At 59.2% G+C, this 15689-nt stretch carries 13 protein-coding genes and 2 pseudogenes; 5 read left to right on the forward strand and 10 right to left on the reverse strand.

Going from position 1 to position 15689, the window contains the following annotated elements; all coding sequences use genetic code 11:
- Entirely contained in the window at window positions 1-798 is a 798-nt protein-coding gene (gene cysQ, locus MMAR10_RS12680; protein WP_041636997.1) for a 3'(2'),5'-bisphosphate nucleotidase CysQ, read from the forward strand.
- 49 nt (window positions 799-847) lie between these two features.
- On the opposite strand, the gene cysN is transcribed toward cysQ, so the two are convergent.
- The 8 genes from cysN to rfbC form a co-directional block, all read right to left on the reverse strand.
- On the reverse strand, window positions 848-2743 hold the full coding sequence (gene cysN, locus MMAR10_RS12685) for a sulfate adenylyltransferase subunit CysN (RefSeq protein ID WP_011644387.1): 1896 nt from the start codon (window positions 2741-2743) through the stop codon (window positions 848-850).
- Window positions 2743-3654 carry a sulfate adenylyltransferase subunit CysD gene (gene cysD, locus MMAR10_RS12690; RefSeq protein ID WP_041637755.1) on the reverse strand — a complete coding sequence of 304 codons (912 nt, stop codon included), beginning with the start codon at window positions 3652-3654 and terminating at the stop codon, window positions 2743-2745. Before cysD ends, cysN begins: the two co-directional genes overlap by 1 nt.
- A gap of 430 nt (window positions 3655-4084) precedes the next feature.
- A complete protein-coding gene (locus MMAR10_RS12695; RefSeq protein WP_011644389.1) occupies window positions 4085-5212 on the reverse strand; it encodes a DegT/DnrJ/EryC1/StrS family aminotransferase in 1128 nt (375 codons plus the stop codon).
- 106 nt (window positions 5213-5318) lie between these two features.
- On the reverse strand, window positions 5319-7139 hold the full coding sequence (gene glmS, locus MMAR10_RS12700) for a glutamine--fructose-6-phosphate transaminase (isomerizing) (RefSeq protein ID WP_011644390.1): 1821 nt from the start codon (window positions 7137-7139) through the stop codon (window positions 5319-5321).
- Window positions 7140-7191: 52 nt separating this feature from the next.
- Entirely contained in the window at window positions 7192-8343 is a 1152-nt protein-coding gene (locus MMAR10_RS12705) for a glycosyltransferase (protein WP_011644391.1), read from the reverse strand.
- A 166-nt stretch (window positions 8344-8509) separates the two neighbouring features.
- Complete coding sequence (gene rfbD / locus MMAR10_RS12710) at window positions 8510-9388, reverse strand: dTDP-4-dehydrorhamnose reductase (RefSeq protein ID WP_083759571.1); 879 nt, start codon at window positions 9386-9388, stop codon at window positions 8510-8512.
- Window positions 9385-10446, reverse strand: coding sequence for a dTDP-glucose 4,6-dehydratase (gene rfbB / locus MMAR10_RS12715; RefSeq protein WP_011644393.1), 1062 nt, complete (start codon window positions 10444-10446; stop codon window positions 9385-9387). Before rfbB ends, rfbD begins: the two co-directional genes overlap by 4 nt.
- Window positions 10447-10475: 29 nt before the next feature.
- Window positions 10476-11042 carry a dTDP-4-dehydrorhamnose 3,5-epimerase gene (gene rfbC, locus MMAR10_RS12720; protein WP_011644394.1) on the reverse strand — a complete coding sequence of 189 codons (567 nt, stop codon included), beginning with the start codon at window positions 11040-11042 and terminating at the stop codon, window positions 10476-10478.
- A gap of 142 nt (window positions 11043-11184) precedes the next feature.
- Here rfbC and rfbA point away from each other — a divergent pair, with 142 nt between their 5' ends.
- Window positions 11185-12060 carry a glucose-1-phosphate thymidylyltransferase RfbA gene (rfbA, locus tag MMAR10_RS12725; RefSeq protein WP_011644395.1) on the forward strand — a complete coding sequence of 292 codons (876 nt, stop codon included), beginning with the start codon at window positions 11185-11187 and terminating at the stop codon, window positions 12058-12060.
- 26 nt (window positions 12061-12086) lie between these two features.
- On the opposite strand, the pseudogene MMAR10_RS12730 reads toward rfbA, so the two are convergent.
- Window positions 12087-13262: pseudogene (locus MMAR10_RS12730) on the reverse strand (IS3 family transposase).
- Between the two features lie 58 nt (window positions 13263-13320).
- Window positions 13321-13545, reverse strand: coding sequence for a helix-turn-helix domain-containing protein (locus MMAR10_RS17310; protein WP_150099781.1), 225 nt, complete (start codon window positions 13543-13545; stop codon window positions 13321-13323).
- 172 nt (window positions 13546-13717) lie between these two features.
- Here MMAR10_RS17310 and MMAR10_RS17315 point away from each other — a divergent pair.
- The 3 genes and pseudogenes from MMAR10_RS17315 (at window position 13718) to MMAR10_RS12740 (ending at window position 15674) form a co-directional block, all read left to right on the forward strand.
- Window positions 13718-13973, forward strand: a pseudogene (locus MMAR10_RS17315) (transposase).
- Window positions 13974-14400: 427 nt separating this feature from the next.
- Window positions 14401-15048, forward strand: coding sequence for a hypothetical protein (locus MMAR10_RS12735; protein WP_011644398.1), 648 nt, complete (start codon window positions 14401-14403; stop codon window positions 15046-15048).
- On the forward strand, window positions 15045-15674 hold the full coding sequence (locus tag MMAR10_RS12740; RefSeq protein ID WP_011644399.1) for an HAD family hydrolase: 630 nt from the start codon (window positions 15045-15047) through the stop codon (window positions 15672-15674). The genes MMAR10_RS12735 and MMAR10_RS12740 overlap by 4 nt, the downstream gene beginning before the upstream one ends.
- Window positions 15675-15689 lie beyond the last annotated feature (15 nt).

Below are 15689 nucleotides of genomic sequence, written 5' to 3' on the forward strand. Positions count from 1 at the left end.
ATGCCCAATCTGGACAACAAAAACGCCATCGCATTCGAGTTCGCCCGCATCTGCTCGCTGGCCTCCGTAAAAATCATGGAGATCTATGAGAGCGACTTCGAGTTCCGGGGGAAGGACGACAAATCGCCCGTAACGGACGCGGACGAGCTGGCTGAAGAAATCATCCTCGCAGAGCTGCAAAAGTCGCTGCCAGGCGTGCCGGTATTGGCCGAGGAAAGCTTCGCCGCGGGTTTGCGCCCCAAGACTGATGGCGCCTTCATCCTCGTCGACCCGGTTGATGGAACAAAGGAGTTCATCAACAAGAATGGCGAGTTCACCGTCAACATTGCTTTGATCGAGAACCGCGCGCCCACCGCCGGGTGTGTCTACGCACCCGCTCGCGAGCAGATATTCGTCGGCGGAACAACCGCATGGGCTGGCCCTCTGAAAGCCGGCCAGTCGGTCGACGCCGACGCGCTGCAGGCCATCACAACGCGTGACCGGCCTGCCGGTGGTATGACGGCCGTTATGAGCCGCTCGCATGCCGACGACAAGACACTCGCATTTGCCGACGCACAGGGCGTGACAGAGAAGGTTTCCGCCGGGTCATCGTTGAAATTCTGCCTTGTGGCGGAAGGCACGGCAGATGTTTACCCGCGCTTCGGCCCTACCAAGGAGTGGGATACGGGCGCCGGTCATGCGGTGCTCAATGCTGCCGGTGGCGCTGTTCTGACACCCGAAGGGACACCCTTCACATATGCCAAGGAAGAGGTTGAATACCTCAACGGGGCATTTGTGGCCTGGGGTCGACGCGGCTGAGCAAGACGTCTGGACCGGGCGGGCGCAATGCCCACCCGGTTCCGATACTCTAACCGAGGCGACCCATTCGCTTGATTTCGGCTATGACCTGGTCGGCCGCTTCTTCGGCGCTGAGATCAGCGGTCTGAATATGCAGCTCCGGTGCCTCAGGAACCTCATAAGGGCTGTCAAATCCGGTAAAATTCTTGATCTCACCCGCTTGGGCTTTCTTGTAGAGCCCCTTCGGATCCCGCTCTATGCAAACTTCGAGCGGTGCATCGATGAAGACTTCGATGAACTCGCCATCATCAACCAGCTCGCGAACCATCTGCCGCTCCGAACGGAAAGGCGAGATGAAGGAGCAAGTCACGATCAATCCTGAGTCCACAAACAGCTTACCGACCTCGCCGATGCGGCGGACATTTTCCACTCGATCCTCGTCGGTGAACCCGAGGTCTCGGTTGAGACCGTGGCGGATATTGTCGCCATCCAGCGAATAGGTGTGGTGGCCCGCCTGGGACAGCTTGCGCTCGACCAGGTTGGCAACGGTGGACTTGCCAGCGCCAGACAGACCTGTGAACCAAAGGATCGCCGGCTTCTGCCCCTTGATCTGGGCTCGGGCCTCCTTCGTCACATCCATCGCGTGGTGATGGATGTTCGAAGCCCGGCGCAGACCGAACTCGATCATGCCGGCCCCGACCGTCTGGTTGGTGAAACGGTCGACCAGGATGAAGGCACCCATGTCACGAATTTTGTGATAGGGATCAAACGCAATCGGGCGTGCCGTCGACAGGTTACAGAAACCGATCCCGTTCATTTCAAGCTTGCGGCTCGGCTTCTTCTCATAGGTGTTCACATCGACCCGGTGCTTCAGCGCCGACACGGTGGCCGGTGTCGTCGCAGTACCGATCTTGAGCAGATAAGAGCGCCCCGGAAGCAAATCATCCTCCGACATCCACAGCAATTCGGCTGCGAACTGGTCGGTCACTTCCGGCCGACCTTCCGCCGACGCGATGACATCGCCGCGAGAGATATCGATTTCATGATTGAGCACGAGTGTCACCGCATCGCCGGCAACAGCCTCGTCGAGATCACCGTCAGCTGTAACGATTCGCTCGACATTGGCAGCCTGGCCTGACTGCGCAACCACAATCGCGTCACCCGGCTGGATGGTTCCGGCGACAATGGTGCCGGAGTAGCCGCGGAAGTTGAGATTGGGCCGATTGACCCACTGGACCGGCATGCGGAATGGCTCGTTCTGGATATCGCTGTCGATATCCAGGCCTTCCAGGTGCTCGATCAGCGTCGGCCCGGTGTACCAGGACATGTCGTCACTGCGCTTGGTGACGTTGTCGCCATAGCGCGCCGACATCGGGATCGGCGTGATCGATTCAAAACCCAACTCGTCGGCGCTCTTGAGATATTCGGCCACAATTTCATGGAAACGGCCGCGCGAGTGCTCGACCAGGTCCATCTTATTGACCGCCAATACGATGTGACGGATGCCCATCATGCGCGCGATATAGGTATGGCGCAGCGTCTGGATGAGCACACCCTTGCGGGCATCAATCATCATGACGGCTACGTCGGCGGTCGAGGCCCCAGTCGCCATGTTGCGCGTGTACTGCTCGTGCCCAGGCGTATCGGCAACAACGAATTTGCGCTTCTCGGTCGAGAAAAAACGATAGGCGACATCAATGGTGATGCCCTGTTCGCGCTCGGCCTCAAGACCGTCGAGAAGCAGGGCGAAATCGATCTCGTCGCCGGCGGTGCCGTGCTTGCGACTGTCACGCTCAAGCACATTGATCTGATCTTCGAACAACAGCTTGCTGTCATAGAGAAGGCGGCCGATCAGCGTCGACTTGCCATCATCAACAGAGCCACAAGTCAGGAAGCGAAGGACGCCCTGACCACCGGACTGGGTGAGACGTTCCATCACGTCCGCGCGGGTGCGTTCGATATTCATCAGAAATAGCCCTCGCGCTTCTTCTTCTCCATCGATCCGGATTCATCGTGATCGATCAGGCGCCCAGACCGCTCGGATGTTCGCGCGGTCAGCATTTCAAGAACGATCTCCTCGAGCGTCTGCGCGCTCGACTCGATGGCGCCAGTCAGCGGGTAGCAGCCCAGCGTCCTGAAACGAACGAGTTTGAGATCGGGTTTTTCGCCATCTTTCATGGGCAGACGCTCATCGTCGACCATGATCAATTGACCGTCGCGCTCCACCACCGGGCGGTGGGCTGCGTAATAGAGGGGCACAATCGGAATGTCCTCCTCCAGGATGTATTGCCAGATATCAAGCTCCGTCCAATTGGACAACGGGAAGACGCGGATCGACTCGCCCTGCTTGATCTTGGTGTTGTAGTTGCTCCACAGCTCGGGCCGCTGGTTCTTCGGGTCCCAGCCGTGATTTGTGTCGCGGAAGGAGAAGATGCGCTCTTTGGCCCGGGACTTTTCCTCATCCCGTCGTGCGCCGCCAAAAGCCGCGTCATACTTGTGCCGCGTCATGGCGCTCCGCAGCGCTTCGGTCTTCATGACCTGGGTATGCAGCTGCGAGCCATGATCGAATGGATTGATGCCCCGGGCGCGCCCATCTTCGTTGATTTCGACCCGGATTTCGAGGCCCAATTCCTCGGCAATCGCATCGCGGAAGGTGATCATTTCCTTGAACTTGAACGTCGAGTCGACGTGCTGCAACGGAAATGGCGGCCGCGACGGGTAGAAGGCTTTCAGCGCCAGATGCAGCATCACGGCCGAGTCTTTGCCGATCGAGTAAAGCATCACCGGATTGTCAAACTCGGCCGCCACCTCCCGCATGATATGCATGCTCTCGGCTTCCAGCGCCTTCAGGTGGGCTGACAACGGGCGCGCTCGCATCTTAGCAGACTTGAAGCGCTCAGCATACTTCGCGACTGTTTCGTTGATCGATGTCATGGCTTTCCAATCGGTAGGCAGGCTAGGCCAAATCCTAGTATTCACTGGCCCAAGCAGAACCGCGTTCTGGGCCGAACTCTGAACAGTACCATTGGAACGTTTTCATCCCGATAGGTCTTCAACCGGTCAACAAGACGAACGTCAGCCTCAGCGCGTCCGCTTCGGCCACAATTGTCAACCCGGTGCGTAGGAAACAGGAGAATCCCACTAGGATACTGTCGTCAAGGCATTCTCATTCTTCGTCCTATGGGAGATCAGTTTAGGCGCCCTGATAAGATATGCGTCGGATAGGCGCAACACCTCTTTGGCGGCGAATGCTTGACGCACGAGGCTCGCCAGCCACTCGTGGCCGCAACCTAAACAATAAAGAGACCTACGCCTTCCAACTGGTAACCGCTGCAATAACCTGATCGATATCGGAATCGGACATATCAGGGTGCATCGGCAACGAAACAACACGGTGGGCAACCGCTTCGGTGACCGGCAATCCGGGCGGGGCGAGCGGATAACCGGCATAGGGCTCATGTAGGTGAAGCGGGATCGGATAGTAGATCGCGCTCGGGACGCCCTGTTCGGCTAGGTGCGCGCGGAATTCGTCGCGATCATCGACCTCGATCGTATATTGCGCCCAGGTCGATTGCGCACCGGCAAGTACATGCGGCGTCTTCACCACATTTCCGAATCCGACCTTGTAGCGGTCCGCAACGCGCTGCCGCATATGGATTTCATCGGCAAAGACAGAGAGCTTAGCCAGCAGGATCGCAGCCTGTAGCGTGTCGAGGCGCGAATTGAGGCCAATACGGGCATACTCATAGCGCTCTGCCCCTTCACCATGCACCCGGACCGACTTCATGATCGCGAAAAGCGTCTCATCTTTGCAAAGGACAGCGCCACCATCACCATATCCGCCAAGCGGCTTGGCCGGATAGAAGCTGACAGTGAGCGCGTCGGCCCAGTTCAGCGACGCCTTGCCGTCCAGCGTGCTGCCATAGGCCTGCGCGCAATCAGAAAGGAGCTTCAGCCCGGCATTGCGGGCGATCGGTGCCAGGGCCGGATAGTTCGCCGGCTGGCCAAACAGGTCGACGGCGATGACGGCTTTCGGCGTCAGCTCACCGGCTTCGCTCACGCTGGCAATCGCTGCGGCAAGGCTGTCCGGGGACATGTTATACGTATCCGGGTCGATATCGACGAAGATCGGCGAGGCCCCGGCGAGCACGACAACTTCCGCCGTCGAGGCGAAGGTGAAGGCGGGCACGAAAACAGCATCGCCCGGACCGATGCCCCAAGCCATCAGCGGTATGAGGATGGCGTCAGTGCCATTGGCGCAGCTCAGGGCGCGCCCCATGCCGGCGAACTCCGCCAGCCGGGTCTCCAGTTCGGTCACTTCCGGCCCGAGAATATAGCGCCCTTCCTCGAGCACTTTCATCACCGCAGTGTCGATCTGGTCCTTCAGGCGTGCGCGCTGGGCTTTCAGGTCGATGAAGGAAATCATGTCAGGCATGGCGTATTCCAGCTGGCTGTGACAGGAGCGCGACCGCGAACACGGATCGCCAGTTGAAGCCGCTATAGACGCGCGCCCGGATCAGACAAAGTCACGAAACATTTCGCTATTCTACCGTTACCGATTTGGCCAGATTGCGCGGCTGGTCGACATCTGTCCCCTTGTGGACGGCCACATAATAGGCAAGCAGCTGCACCGCGACGGCCGAAACGATCGGCGCTGCCATCCCGGTCAGGCGGGGCAGGAGAAGCTGGGCGCTGGTCTCTCCATCGAGTTCGTCAGCCCCGGGCCGGTCGGTAATCGCGATGACACGTGCACCGCGCGCGCGAACTTCCTGGATCGAGGAGCGCGTCTTCGCGAACAAGGCATCATGCGGCGCGATAACAATGACGGCGACATCATCCTCGATCAACGCGATCGGACCATGCTTCAGCTCACCCGCCGCATATCCTTCGGCGTGGATATAGCTGATCTCTTTCAGCTTAAGCGCGCCTTCCAGCGCTAGCGGGAAGAATTCATTGCGGCCGAGATAGAGGACAATGGATGCTTGGGCGAGCTCGGAAGCAAGCCGGTCAATCGCTTGCTCCACTTTTAGGGCGGCCGCCATCAGGCTGGGAACGGCCATCAGATTGGCAATGTGACCAGCCTGCTCTTCAGCGCTCAGGCGGCCACGCTGGGCACCGGCGAGGACCACCAGCGCGGCCAAAGCCGACAGCTGGCAGGTAAATGCCTTGGTGGAGGCAACGCCGATTTCCGGCCCAGCCAGCGTCGGAGCCACAATATCGGCCTCGCGAGCCATGGAAGAATGCGGAGAGTTCACGAGTGCGATCGTGACAATGCCGGCCGCCTTGCACAGGCGAAGCGCTTCGAGTGTATCCGCCGTCTCGCCGGACTGCGAAATGAACAACGCCGCATCGCCCTCCAGAAATGCCGGATTGCGGTAGCGGAACTCGGAGGCAATATCGACCTTAACCGGGAGCCCCGCTATTCCCTCGAACCAGTACTCGGCAATCTGTCCGGCATAGGAAGCGGTTCCGCAACCGATAATATGCAGGCGGGTCATCTTGCTGAAATCCACGCCTTCGCGCGGCCTTACCCGCCCGGAAACGGCATTGACATAGGCCGACAGGGTGCGCCCGACGACTTCAGGCTGCTCGTAGATTTCCTTTTGCATGAAATGGCGATGATTGCCCTTCTCCGCCATTGCCATAGAGGCCGGAGCCGGCACCAGCGGGCGGTCGACGACCTCGCCCATCGCGTTCAGAACTTCGACGCCTGCCGGCCTGACGATCACTGCATCACCCTCGTGCAAATAGATCACCGATCTGGCTTCGCCGGTAATCGCCATGATGTCAGACGCCAGAAAGCTGGCCCCATCCCCGACTGCAGCGACCAGAGGTGCGCCCCTCCGGGCTCCGAGCACGAGGCCAGGCTCGCCTTCAATGATGGCCGCCAGGGCGAACGCCCCCTCCAGCCGCCCGAGCGTGGCAATGAGCGCCGCCTTGGGGTCAGCGCCACCGTCGAGTTCACGGTCCAGCAGCTGAGCCACAACCTCGGTATCGGTCTCGCTGGCGAAACGGCGCCCGCAAGCCACAAGTTCGGCGCGCAAGGATTTGTAGTTTTCTATAATGCCATTGTGGACCAGACAAACACGTCCGGCCTGATGCGGATGCGCATTCGCTTCGGTCGGCGCGCCATGTGTGGCCCAACGCGTGTGTGCGATACCCGTCGAGCCGCTGACCTCCGGCCTCATCACTGTTTCCAACGCCGACACCTTGCCAGGCGCCCTTGCGCGCCGCAGCCGACCATCACTGCAATGGACGCCCAAACCGGCGGAATCATAGCCGCGGTATTCGAGCCTTCGTAGGCCCTCGATCAGGACCGTTTCAGCGTTTGCCCGCCCTGCCACACCGACTATGCCGCACATGATATCTCCAGTCTGGATTGGTTCTCGCCGATCAGCTCGGTCCGGTCGTTTCTCACAGTAATGTATGGGCTTTGAAACGCGCGCTCAATCGCTGCCCCCAACCGTCTGGAGAGAATCGGGTCGCCGCGATTTCGGCAATGCTGGCACGGCGTTGCGCATCACGCGGCGCCGCCAGCAACGCTTTCAGCGTTCTTCCGGCCATGGCGATGTTAGGTTCGGCCCAACGGCCACGGCGGCCATAAACCCCCGACGCGTCATGCACCGGAACGAGATGGCTGTCGATCACGTGCGTGCCAGGCAGGTCGCAAAAATCTGCATTCCCCGACCAGCCGGTCATCATGACATCGACTCCCGCCAGCAGGGACTTCACCAGCATGAAGCCGAACCCTTCACTGCGATGCGGCGAGAGATAGACATCAGCCGCCGCGATCAAGCTGTTCATTTCCGCGCCGTCGAGCGTGCCGGTCAGGAGACGGATGCGGGAGTCGCCGCCGATCCGTGCCATCAACTCATGGCGACTGGCACCATCCCAGCTTGAGTTGGAGACCTTCAGAACGAGGCACGCATCAGTGCACTCACCGAGGGCAGTTCTAAAAATTTCAATGGCTGCAGCCGGGTTCTTGCGAGACATGGATGATCGCGCGTCGAAGGCACAGAACACGATCCGCTCACCATTGGGAGCCAGCTGGCGCCGCCAGCGACCGCCATCGGCGGCGGCGAACGGCTCGGCTTCGAGCGCATAAGGAACGCACCATACATCCGCACCCGGCGCGCCGGCCCGTATGGCATCGGCCGTGAAATTGCTCGGCGCCCATATTTCGTTGAAGTAGCTGACCTCGCGTTGCCAGTCTGACGGCATGCGCTCCAGCTCCCACGCCCACATGCCGACCCGATAGCGATGCCGCAACCGTTCAGCTCCGAGCATAGATAGCGCGAAAGGCACTTCGGGCGGATTCAGGTGGAGGATAACCGGTCCCCGACCGTCATCATCGGGAAGCGCACCGCCTGGCGACCAATCGAAGTGCGGCTGGTCCGGTGCCAGACGGTCGGTCAGGTCTATTAGTGCAGGGCTATAACCATTGGCACGCAAGGCGCGGAATATCACACGGGCACCGCTGCCGATCCCACTCGCAGCCCGAAATATTCCGACGACCGTGGGCTGGCCGGTCCGGGTCGCGGCAACCTTTCGGATCGAGGCAAGCATGTGACGTTTCCAGAGCCGCGACGTATGCCGTATCGCCGAGTTCAGTGGTGAATTGTTCAAACTCCATCCCCAAGCGACACATCGTCGCCAGCACGCCACGCCCGACCGGCGGATGCCGGCGACGTGATCGCAATATAGTCACGCAAATCGGATGCCATGTTCGGGCTCAGGGCGCCAGCTGCTCGACGACCGTCTGAACACTTTCGGTCCAGGTCGGCGCAGTGAAACCAAAAGCTGAACTGAACCGGTCGGAACACAACATCGAGTTCGCGGGCCTTTTTGCCGGCGTCGGATAATCCGCGCTAGTCACCCGATTGACGTCTGGACGGCGACCCCAACGGTCCGACTGCACCGCAAAGATGTGGTCGGCAAAATCAGCCCAGCTGGCGCCACCCCGACCGCAAAAGTGATACAGGCCGAAGCGGACGTCATCGGGTCTCAACTGATCGACCAGCGTAATCAGGGCCGTTGCAATATCGGCTGCGTGCGTCGGACACCCCCGCTGATCATCAACCACACCCAGCGAGTCGCGGTCCGCGCCTAGGCGCAACATCGTCTTGAGGAAGTTCTTGCCGTAGCGCGAGTAAACCCAGGCAGTTCGCAGGATCACCCATTTGTCGTGAACCTCGCGGACGCCCGCCTCACCTTCCAGCTTGGTAGTGCCATAGACACCCTGCGGATTGGTGGGGTCACCCTCGAAGTAAGGAGTCGCCTTGCTGCCATCGAACACATAGTCGGTCGAGATATGCAGGAAAATGAACCCACGCTTGTGACAGGCTTCAGCCATCACTGTCGGCGCGACGGCATTGATGGCCCGACAAGAAGCCTCGTCGCTTTCAGCCTGGTCTACGGCGGTATAGGCTGCGGCGTTGACAACCACGCTGCCTTCCGGTGCCGCCATGATGGCGGCCCGGATCGCATCCTGATCCGCCAGATCAACATTCACACGCGACAGGGCCGTCACATCCAAGCCCGCATTGCCCGCACTGTCGAGCACGCAGCGTGCCACCTGACCGGTAGTGCCGAACATCAGGACGGGTTTCACGCCTTCACACCCACGGCCAACCCGATCCGATCCTGTTTGTGGCCGCGCGCCTGGATCGCCTGCCACCACTCGCGGTTCTCAAGATACCACCGTACGGTCTCGGCGATGCCTTCTTCCACGGTCACCGACGGGGTCCAGCCAAGCTCCGACTTGATTTTGGCCGAATCGATGGCATAGCGAAAATCATGACCTGGCCGGTCAGTGACGAATTTGATCAGGCTGTCGCTTGGCGTGCTGCGATCAAGCTCCTTGTCGATGATGGCGCAGATCTGCTTGACCAGATCGAGGTTGGAGACTTCAGCATCGCCGCCGACATTGTAGATCTCGCCCAATTTGCCTCGCTCCAAAATGGTGAGCAGAGCTTCGGCGTGATCATCAACGTACAGCCAATCGCGCACGTTTGAGCCATCACCATAGACCGGTATGGCCTCACCGGCCAAGGCCTTGAGGATGACGACCGGAATCAATTTTTCCGGGAATTGGAAGGGGCCGTAATTATTCGAGCAATTGGAGATCACAACCGGAAGCTTGAAAGTCTTGCCCCAGGCGCGCACCAACATGTCCGAAGACGCTTTGCTGGATGCGTAAGGCGAATTGGGCGCATAGCGCGTGGTTTCGGTGAAGAAACCGGACGGACCAAGAGCGCCATAGACTTCATCGGTCGAGATATGGTGGAAACGGAAGGCGTCTCGGCGTGCGTCGGACAGGCCTTCCCAGTGGGTACGCGCAGCCTGCAGCATGTTCGCGGTGCCCATCACATTGGTTTCCACGAAGGCGATCGGTCCTTCGATCGAGCGATCAACATGGGATTCCGCAGCGAGGTGCATTACCGCATCGGGATCGGTTTCGGCAAACACCTTCACGAGCGCGTCCAGATCGCGGATGTCGGCCCGGTGGAAACTATAATCCGGGTTGTCTGCGATTGAATCGAGATTGGCCTGGTTAGCTGCGTAGGTCAGGGCATCCAGATTCGCGATCGTGTAACCGCGCTGCGTAATGGCGCGCCGAACAACCGCAGAACCGATAAATCCGGCGCCACCTGTAACAAGAATTTTCAAGGTCTTACTCCCGAGGAATTAAGGCCGCATCAAGCAGGCGGGTATAAAAATGGCGAACTGAATTCCTGCCAAGACTGGGCCTCGGCATCTTTATCTGACAAAATCGCGTCCGACTGGCCAATTCCCCAATCAATACCCAGTGCCGGATCCGACCACAAGACCGAGCCGTCGCAGCCGGCATCGTAAAAGTCAGTGACCTTGTAAGTGACATGGGTGTTGGGCTGCAAGGTTATGAAACCGTGTAGGAACCCGGCCGGCACCCAGATCTGGCTGCCCTTCTCGGCCGATATTTCCGCTTTCACGTGCTGCCCGAAATGGGGGCTTCCGCGGCGCACATCGACAACAACATCGATAATCGCTCCGCTTGTCACACGAACCAGCTTGCCTTGTGCATGCGGCAGCGACTGGTAGTGCAGTCCTCGAACCGTACCGGCCTGGAGTGAGCAGGAATGATTGTCCTGGACAAAACGGGCGCCAATCCCTGCCTCGGCGAAAACCGTTTCATTATAGGTCTCGGAAAAATAACCCCGATCATCTTCAAAGCGACGGGGCGTGACGACAATGACGTCCGGAATATCGAGGCGCTGAAGTTCCATGATCTCTCCCTGGGCAAGCCCGCGCTCTTACACTACCCGCGCCGCACTTGAAACCACCTGTCGAAATTGTCTGCTGAGCGCTCGACACATCCCCGCATGGAAGCTAACAGTCAAGCTAAATGAAGCTTCAGGGGATGATCGAATGAAAGGGATAATTCTGGCGGGCGGGAGCGGAACCCGGCTACACCCGATCACGGTGTCCGTGTCTAAGCAATTACTTCCAATATACGATAAACCAATGATCTATTATCCGTTGTCCGTCCTCATGATGGCGGGCATTCGCGAGATCCTGATCATCACCACTCCCGATGACCAAGCAGCGTTCAAGAAACTGCTTGGCAATGGCTCGCAATGGGGGGTTGAGCTTCACTACCAGATCCAGCCATCACCGGACGGACTCGCCCAAGCCTTCATCCTCGGTGAGGATTTCATTGGCGGCGATTCGGTATGTTTAGTTTTAGGCGACAACATTTTTCATGGTCACAACTTGGCTTCTGTTTTAAAGAATGCCGCCGACCGCAGGACAGGAGCAACTGTATTCGGTTACCACGTTCAAGATCCCGAACGGTATGGCGTCGTAGAGTTTAACCCTGATGGTCTTGTTGTTTCGCTAGAAGAGAAGCCCTCTCAACCCAAGTCCAACTTCGCAGTTACAGGTTTGTATTTCTACGACAACAGCGTCGTCGACATCGCCAAGAGTGTGAAGCCTTCGGAGCGAGGCGAGCTAGAAATAACCAGCGTGAATCAAGCATACCTTGATCGCGGCAACTTACGTGTCGAGCTTCTTGGACGCGGCTACGCTTGGCTGGACACAGGCACCCCCGCCTCGTTGGTCGAAGCTGCAGAGTTTGTACGCTCTCTTGAACAACGCCAGGGTCTTCTAATCTCGTGTCTCGAAGAAATCGCGTATCGAGAAAACTGGATCGATGCCGACCAGCTCCTCGCTCAGGGAGAGCGCTACGAAAAATCAGTGTACGGTCAATACATTCTAGATTTGCAACAGAAGGGTGGCCGTTGACCCAGTCCCGTGATCCGGGCCAATCGTTAGTAGAGTCTGTTCGCCTTTCTCTCTGGTTTGGGTTTTGGGTTCAAGGCCCGGTGAGCGGAGCCCATGCGTAACTCAGGCGAACCGGGCCTGTGGTGGCGGGTTTTCGCGGCGTAGATAGCAGGCGCCAGTCCGCCCAGCGAGGTGTGCGACCGGCAGTTATTGTAGTCGATCCGCGAGGCCTCGATCAGGCTTCGTGCCTCGCTCAACGATGTGAACAGGTGCTCGTTGAGGCATTCGTCCCGCAGGCGGCCATTAAAGCTTTCCACGAAGCCGTTCTACTGGGGTTTGCCTGACGCGATATAGTGCCACTCGACGCCGCGCGCCCTCTGCCAGCGCAGGATGGCGTGGCTCCTCAGTTCGGTGCCATTGTCCAAGACGATCATCGCAGGCCTGCCGCGCCAGGCGATAATCCGGTCCAGCTCGCGGCCGACCCGCACGCCTGAGAGCGAGGTATCCACCACGATCGCCAGCGCCTCGCGGGTGAAGTCGTCGACCACGCACAGGGTGCGGAAGCGGCGCCCGTCGGCGAGCGCATCCGACACGAAGTCCAGGCTCCAGCGCTGGCTGGGGCCGCTCGGCAGTACCACCGGTCGGCGCGTTCCCGTGGCCCGTTTGCGGCCGCGCCTGCGGCGCACCGCCAGACCTACTTCCCGATTGATCCGATAGAGCTTCTTGTGGTTCACATTCAGCCCCTCCCGGGCCAGAAGGATGCCCAGACGGCGATAACCTAAGCGGCGACGCTCACCGGCCAGATCAAGTAGACGTTCGCGCAGCACCTCATCGCCCGCATCGCGCTTGCGATACTGGAAGGTCGACCGGTCCAGCCGGACCAACCGGCATGCCCGACGTTCGCTCAGCCCGTGCGCCTCCACAAGGTGGCGCGCGGCCCGCCGCTTCACATCGGGCGTCAGAAGTTTTGGGGCGAGATCATTCGGCGCCGCATTGCCCTGTATCTGTTCGGCCAGAAGCCGCTTCAGCTTGGCATTCTCCGACTCCAGTGTCCGCAGCCGCTGGGCGTCCGACACCGTCATCCCGCCGAATTTTACCTTGTATTTGTGGAGGGTCGCATCCGAGATGCCGTACTTGCGGCATAGCTCCTTCGTCGTGACGCCCGCCTCGTGCTCGCGGAACATCCCGATAATCTGTTCTTCCGAATAACGGCTCTTGCGCATCGTCCATCCTCTCTTCGATGGCCTCTATTATCTCTTGGCCCGAAATCAGGGGGCTGGGTCACCACCACTCACCGATTCGCCGGGGTGGCCGGTGCGGCGCTCTTGACGCGGTGTCCAGACCCGCATCGCCACCCATGCGGTATCGCGCCAGCCATTTGTAGACAGTCCGGATCGAGATCCCGAAGGCGCCTGCAATGGTCGCGACCGTCACACCTGCAGCATGGCGCTGTAGAATCAAGGCTCGCGAATAGGGCGTGGTTCTGGCATTCCTGTGCCTGTTCATCTGGGCGTTCCTTTCCTCTGGTCGTGTCGCAACAACCAGCCTCAAGGCTTCAGCCCGGGTGAACAACCTTATGAGAACTCACAACAAGGGACCGTGGACATACTGCAGTCCCATTTCATCTGATTTCCGATGCACCCTTCCTCAACGGAGGTGTAGTTGAACGGGTGTTGGTTTGTGGTGCCGGTCAGTGTCGGACGGCTTGTGGCAACGCCTCGGGCCGCATCTTTTGGGCAAGGCGGGCGATGCCGGCGGCCATGGCGAAGAATAATCGCCTGTTTCCGGAAGCGGTTTTCTGGCGGGTGCGCACCGGGTTACCTTGGCGCGATCTGCCGCCTGCGTTCAGCAACTGGTCCAGTCAGGTCCGGCAGTTTCGTGGGTGGGTCAGGTCCGGAGTATTCAAGGGACTTTATCATGGCCAAGAGCGATGATCCCGACCTCGAACATGTGCTCATCCCCTGTCAGCAGATCATTGTGTGATCGCCTACCGGGTAGTGTGAGTTCACATGCCTGAGGGGGAACGTTCACCCGGCAGGTTGACGACGAAAATCGCGGCGTCGGTGCCCTCTCGGTAAATGTTTCATTCCCCTGCCCGGTAATAGATGCGCGCGGCAATCCGGTGCGCTTCCTGTTATTGCCAGGACAAGGGCATGACATGAAAGGTGTCGCGCCGTTGATGAAAGACGCTGAGAAATAGACAGTCTGCCCCCCCTGAGGCCGGCTGGTCACCGGACCCGTGCAAGTGGGGAGCTATTCTTTGGCGCCCATTGGGGAAAGGTCAAACGACGTTGACAAGCTCGACCTTATCAGGAGAAGACGGTAGCAAGCGTTGGACTCGAAATGCCAGGTGAAAGTGAAATGAAGCACGCGAATATTCTGGCGCACCGTGGCTGGTGGTCCAAAGTTGAAGAGAAAAATAGCTTTGAAGCCCTGAAGCGCGCTTTGGATGCGGGTTTCGGGATCGAGACCGACTTTCGCGACCTGAATGGTACTATTGTTGTCTCGCACGATCCGCCCGAGGGCGCAGTGCTGGAGGCCATGGCTTTCTTTACGCTCTATGTTGAACTCGGCGCCTCCAGCCGCTTAGCGCTGAACATCAAGGCTGACGGACTGCAAAAGCCACTGCTGGCGCTGACTGCCGTGACCGGAACGGCGCTGGAAAACTGTTATGCCTTCGACATGGCGGTGCCCGATGCGCTTGGGTACCTCGTCCATGACTTTCCCGCCTACACCCGGCTGAGCGAATACGAGGCAGAGCCCTCGTTTCTGGATCGTGCGGCCGGGGTCTGGGTGGATAATTTCACCGGAGCTTTCCCTCAGGTCGCCGAGGCGCGGAAGTTGATGGCGGCAGGCCATCGCGCCTGTATAGTCTCGTCGGAGCTGCACCGGCGTGAACACCGCGCACTCTGGGACGAGATCGCCGTTGCAGGGTTGCACGAGAACCCGCTTTTCGAACTCTGCACAGACCTGCCACACGATGCCTACGACTTTTTGGGAACTGAATGACCATGATTAAAGCGATTTTATGTGACATGGACGGGGTGCTGATCGAGGCCAAGGATTGGCATTACGAGGCGCTCAACCGTGCTTTGGGGCACTTCGGCTATACCATCAGCCGCGAAAGCCATTTATCAACCTTCGACGGCCTGCCCACGCGGCAGAAGCTAAAGATGCTTTCCAAGGCGCGCGGCTTGCCCGAACAGCTGCACGAGTTCCTCAATGCCCTGAAGCAGGCGTATACGCTGGAAATCAGCCACCAGCGTTGCAAGCCAGTGTTCAACCATCAATACGCGCTTTCAAAGCTCAAAGCCGAAGGGTACATGATAGCCGTCTGTTCCAACTCGGTACGCAAGTCAGTAGAGGCGATGATGAGGCTCTCCGCGCTGGAGCCCTATCTTGATTACATGGTCTCGAACGAGGATGTCTCCAAGGGCAAGCCTGATCCGGAGATGTATCTCAAGGCCATGGATCACTTTGGCCTCAGACCCGAGGAATGCCTGATCCTTGAAGACAATGATCATGGTATCCAAGCAGCCATCGCCAGTGGCGGACATTTGCTGAAGATCGGTGTGCCGGACGATGTGACCTATCAGGCCATCAAGGCCCGCGCCGCCGAAATCGAAGCCGTATAAGCGAAAAGGCCCCAG

Source organism: Maricaulis maris MCS10 (assembly GCF_000014745.1).
GTDB classification, from domain to species: Bacteria; Pseudomonadota; Alphaproteobacteria; order Caulobacterales; family Maricaulaceae; genus Maricaulis; species Maricaulis maris_A.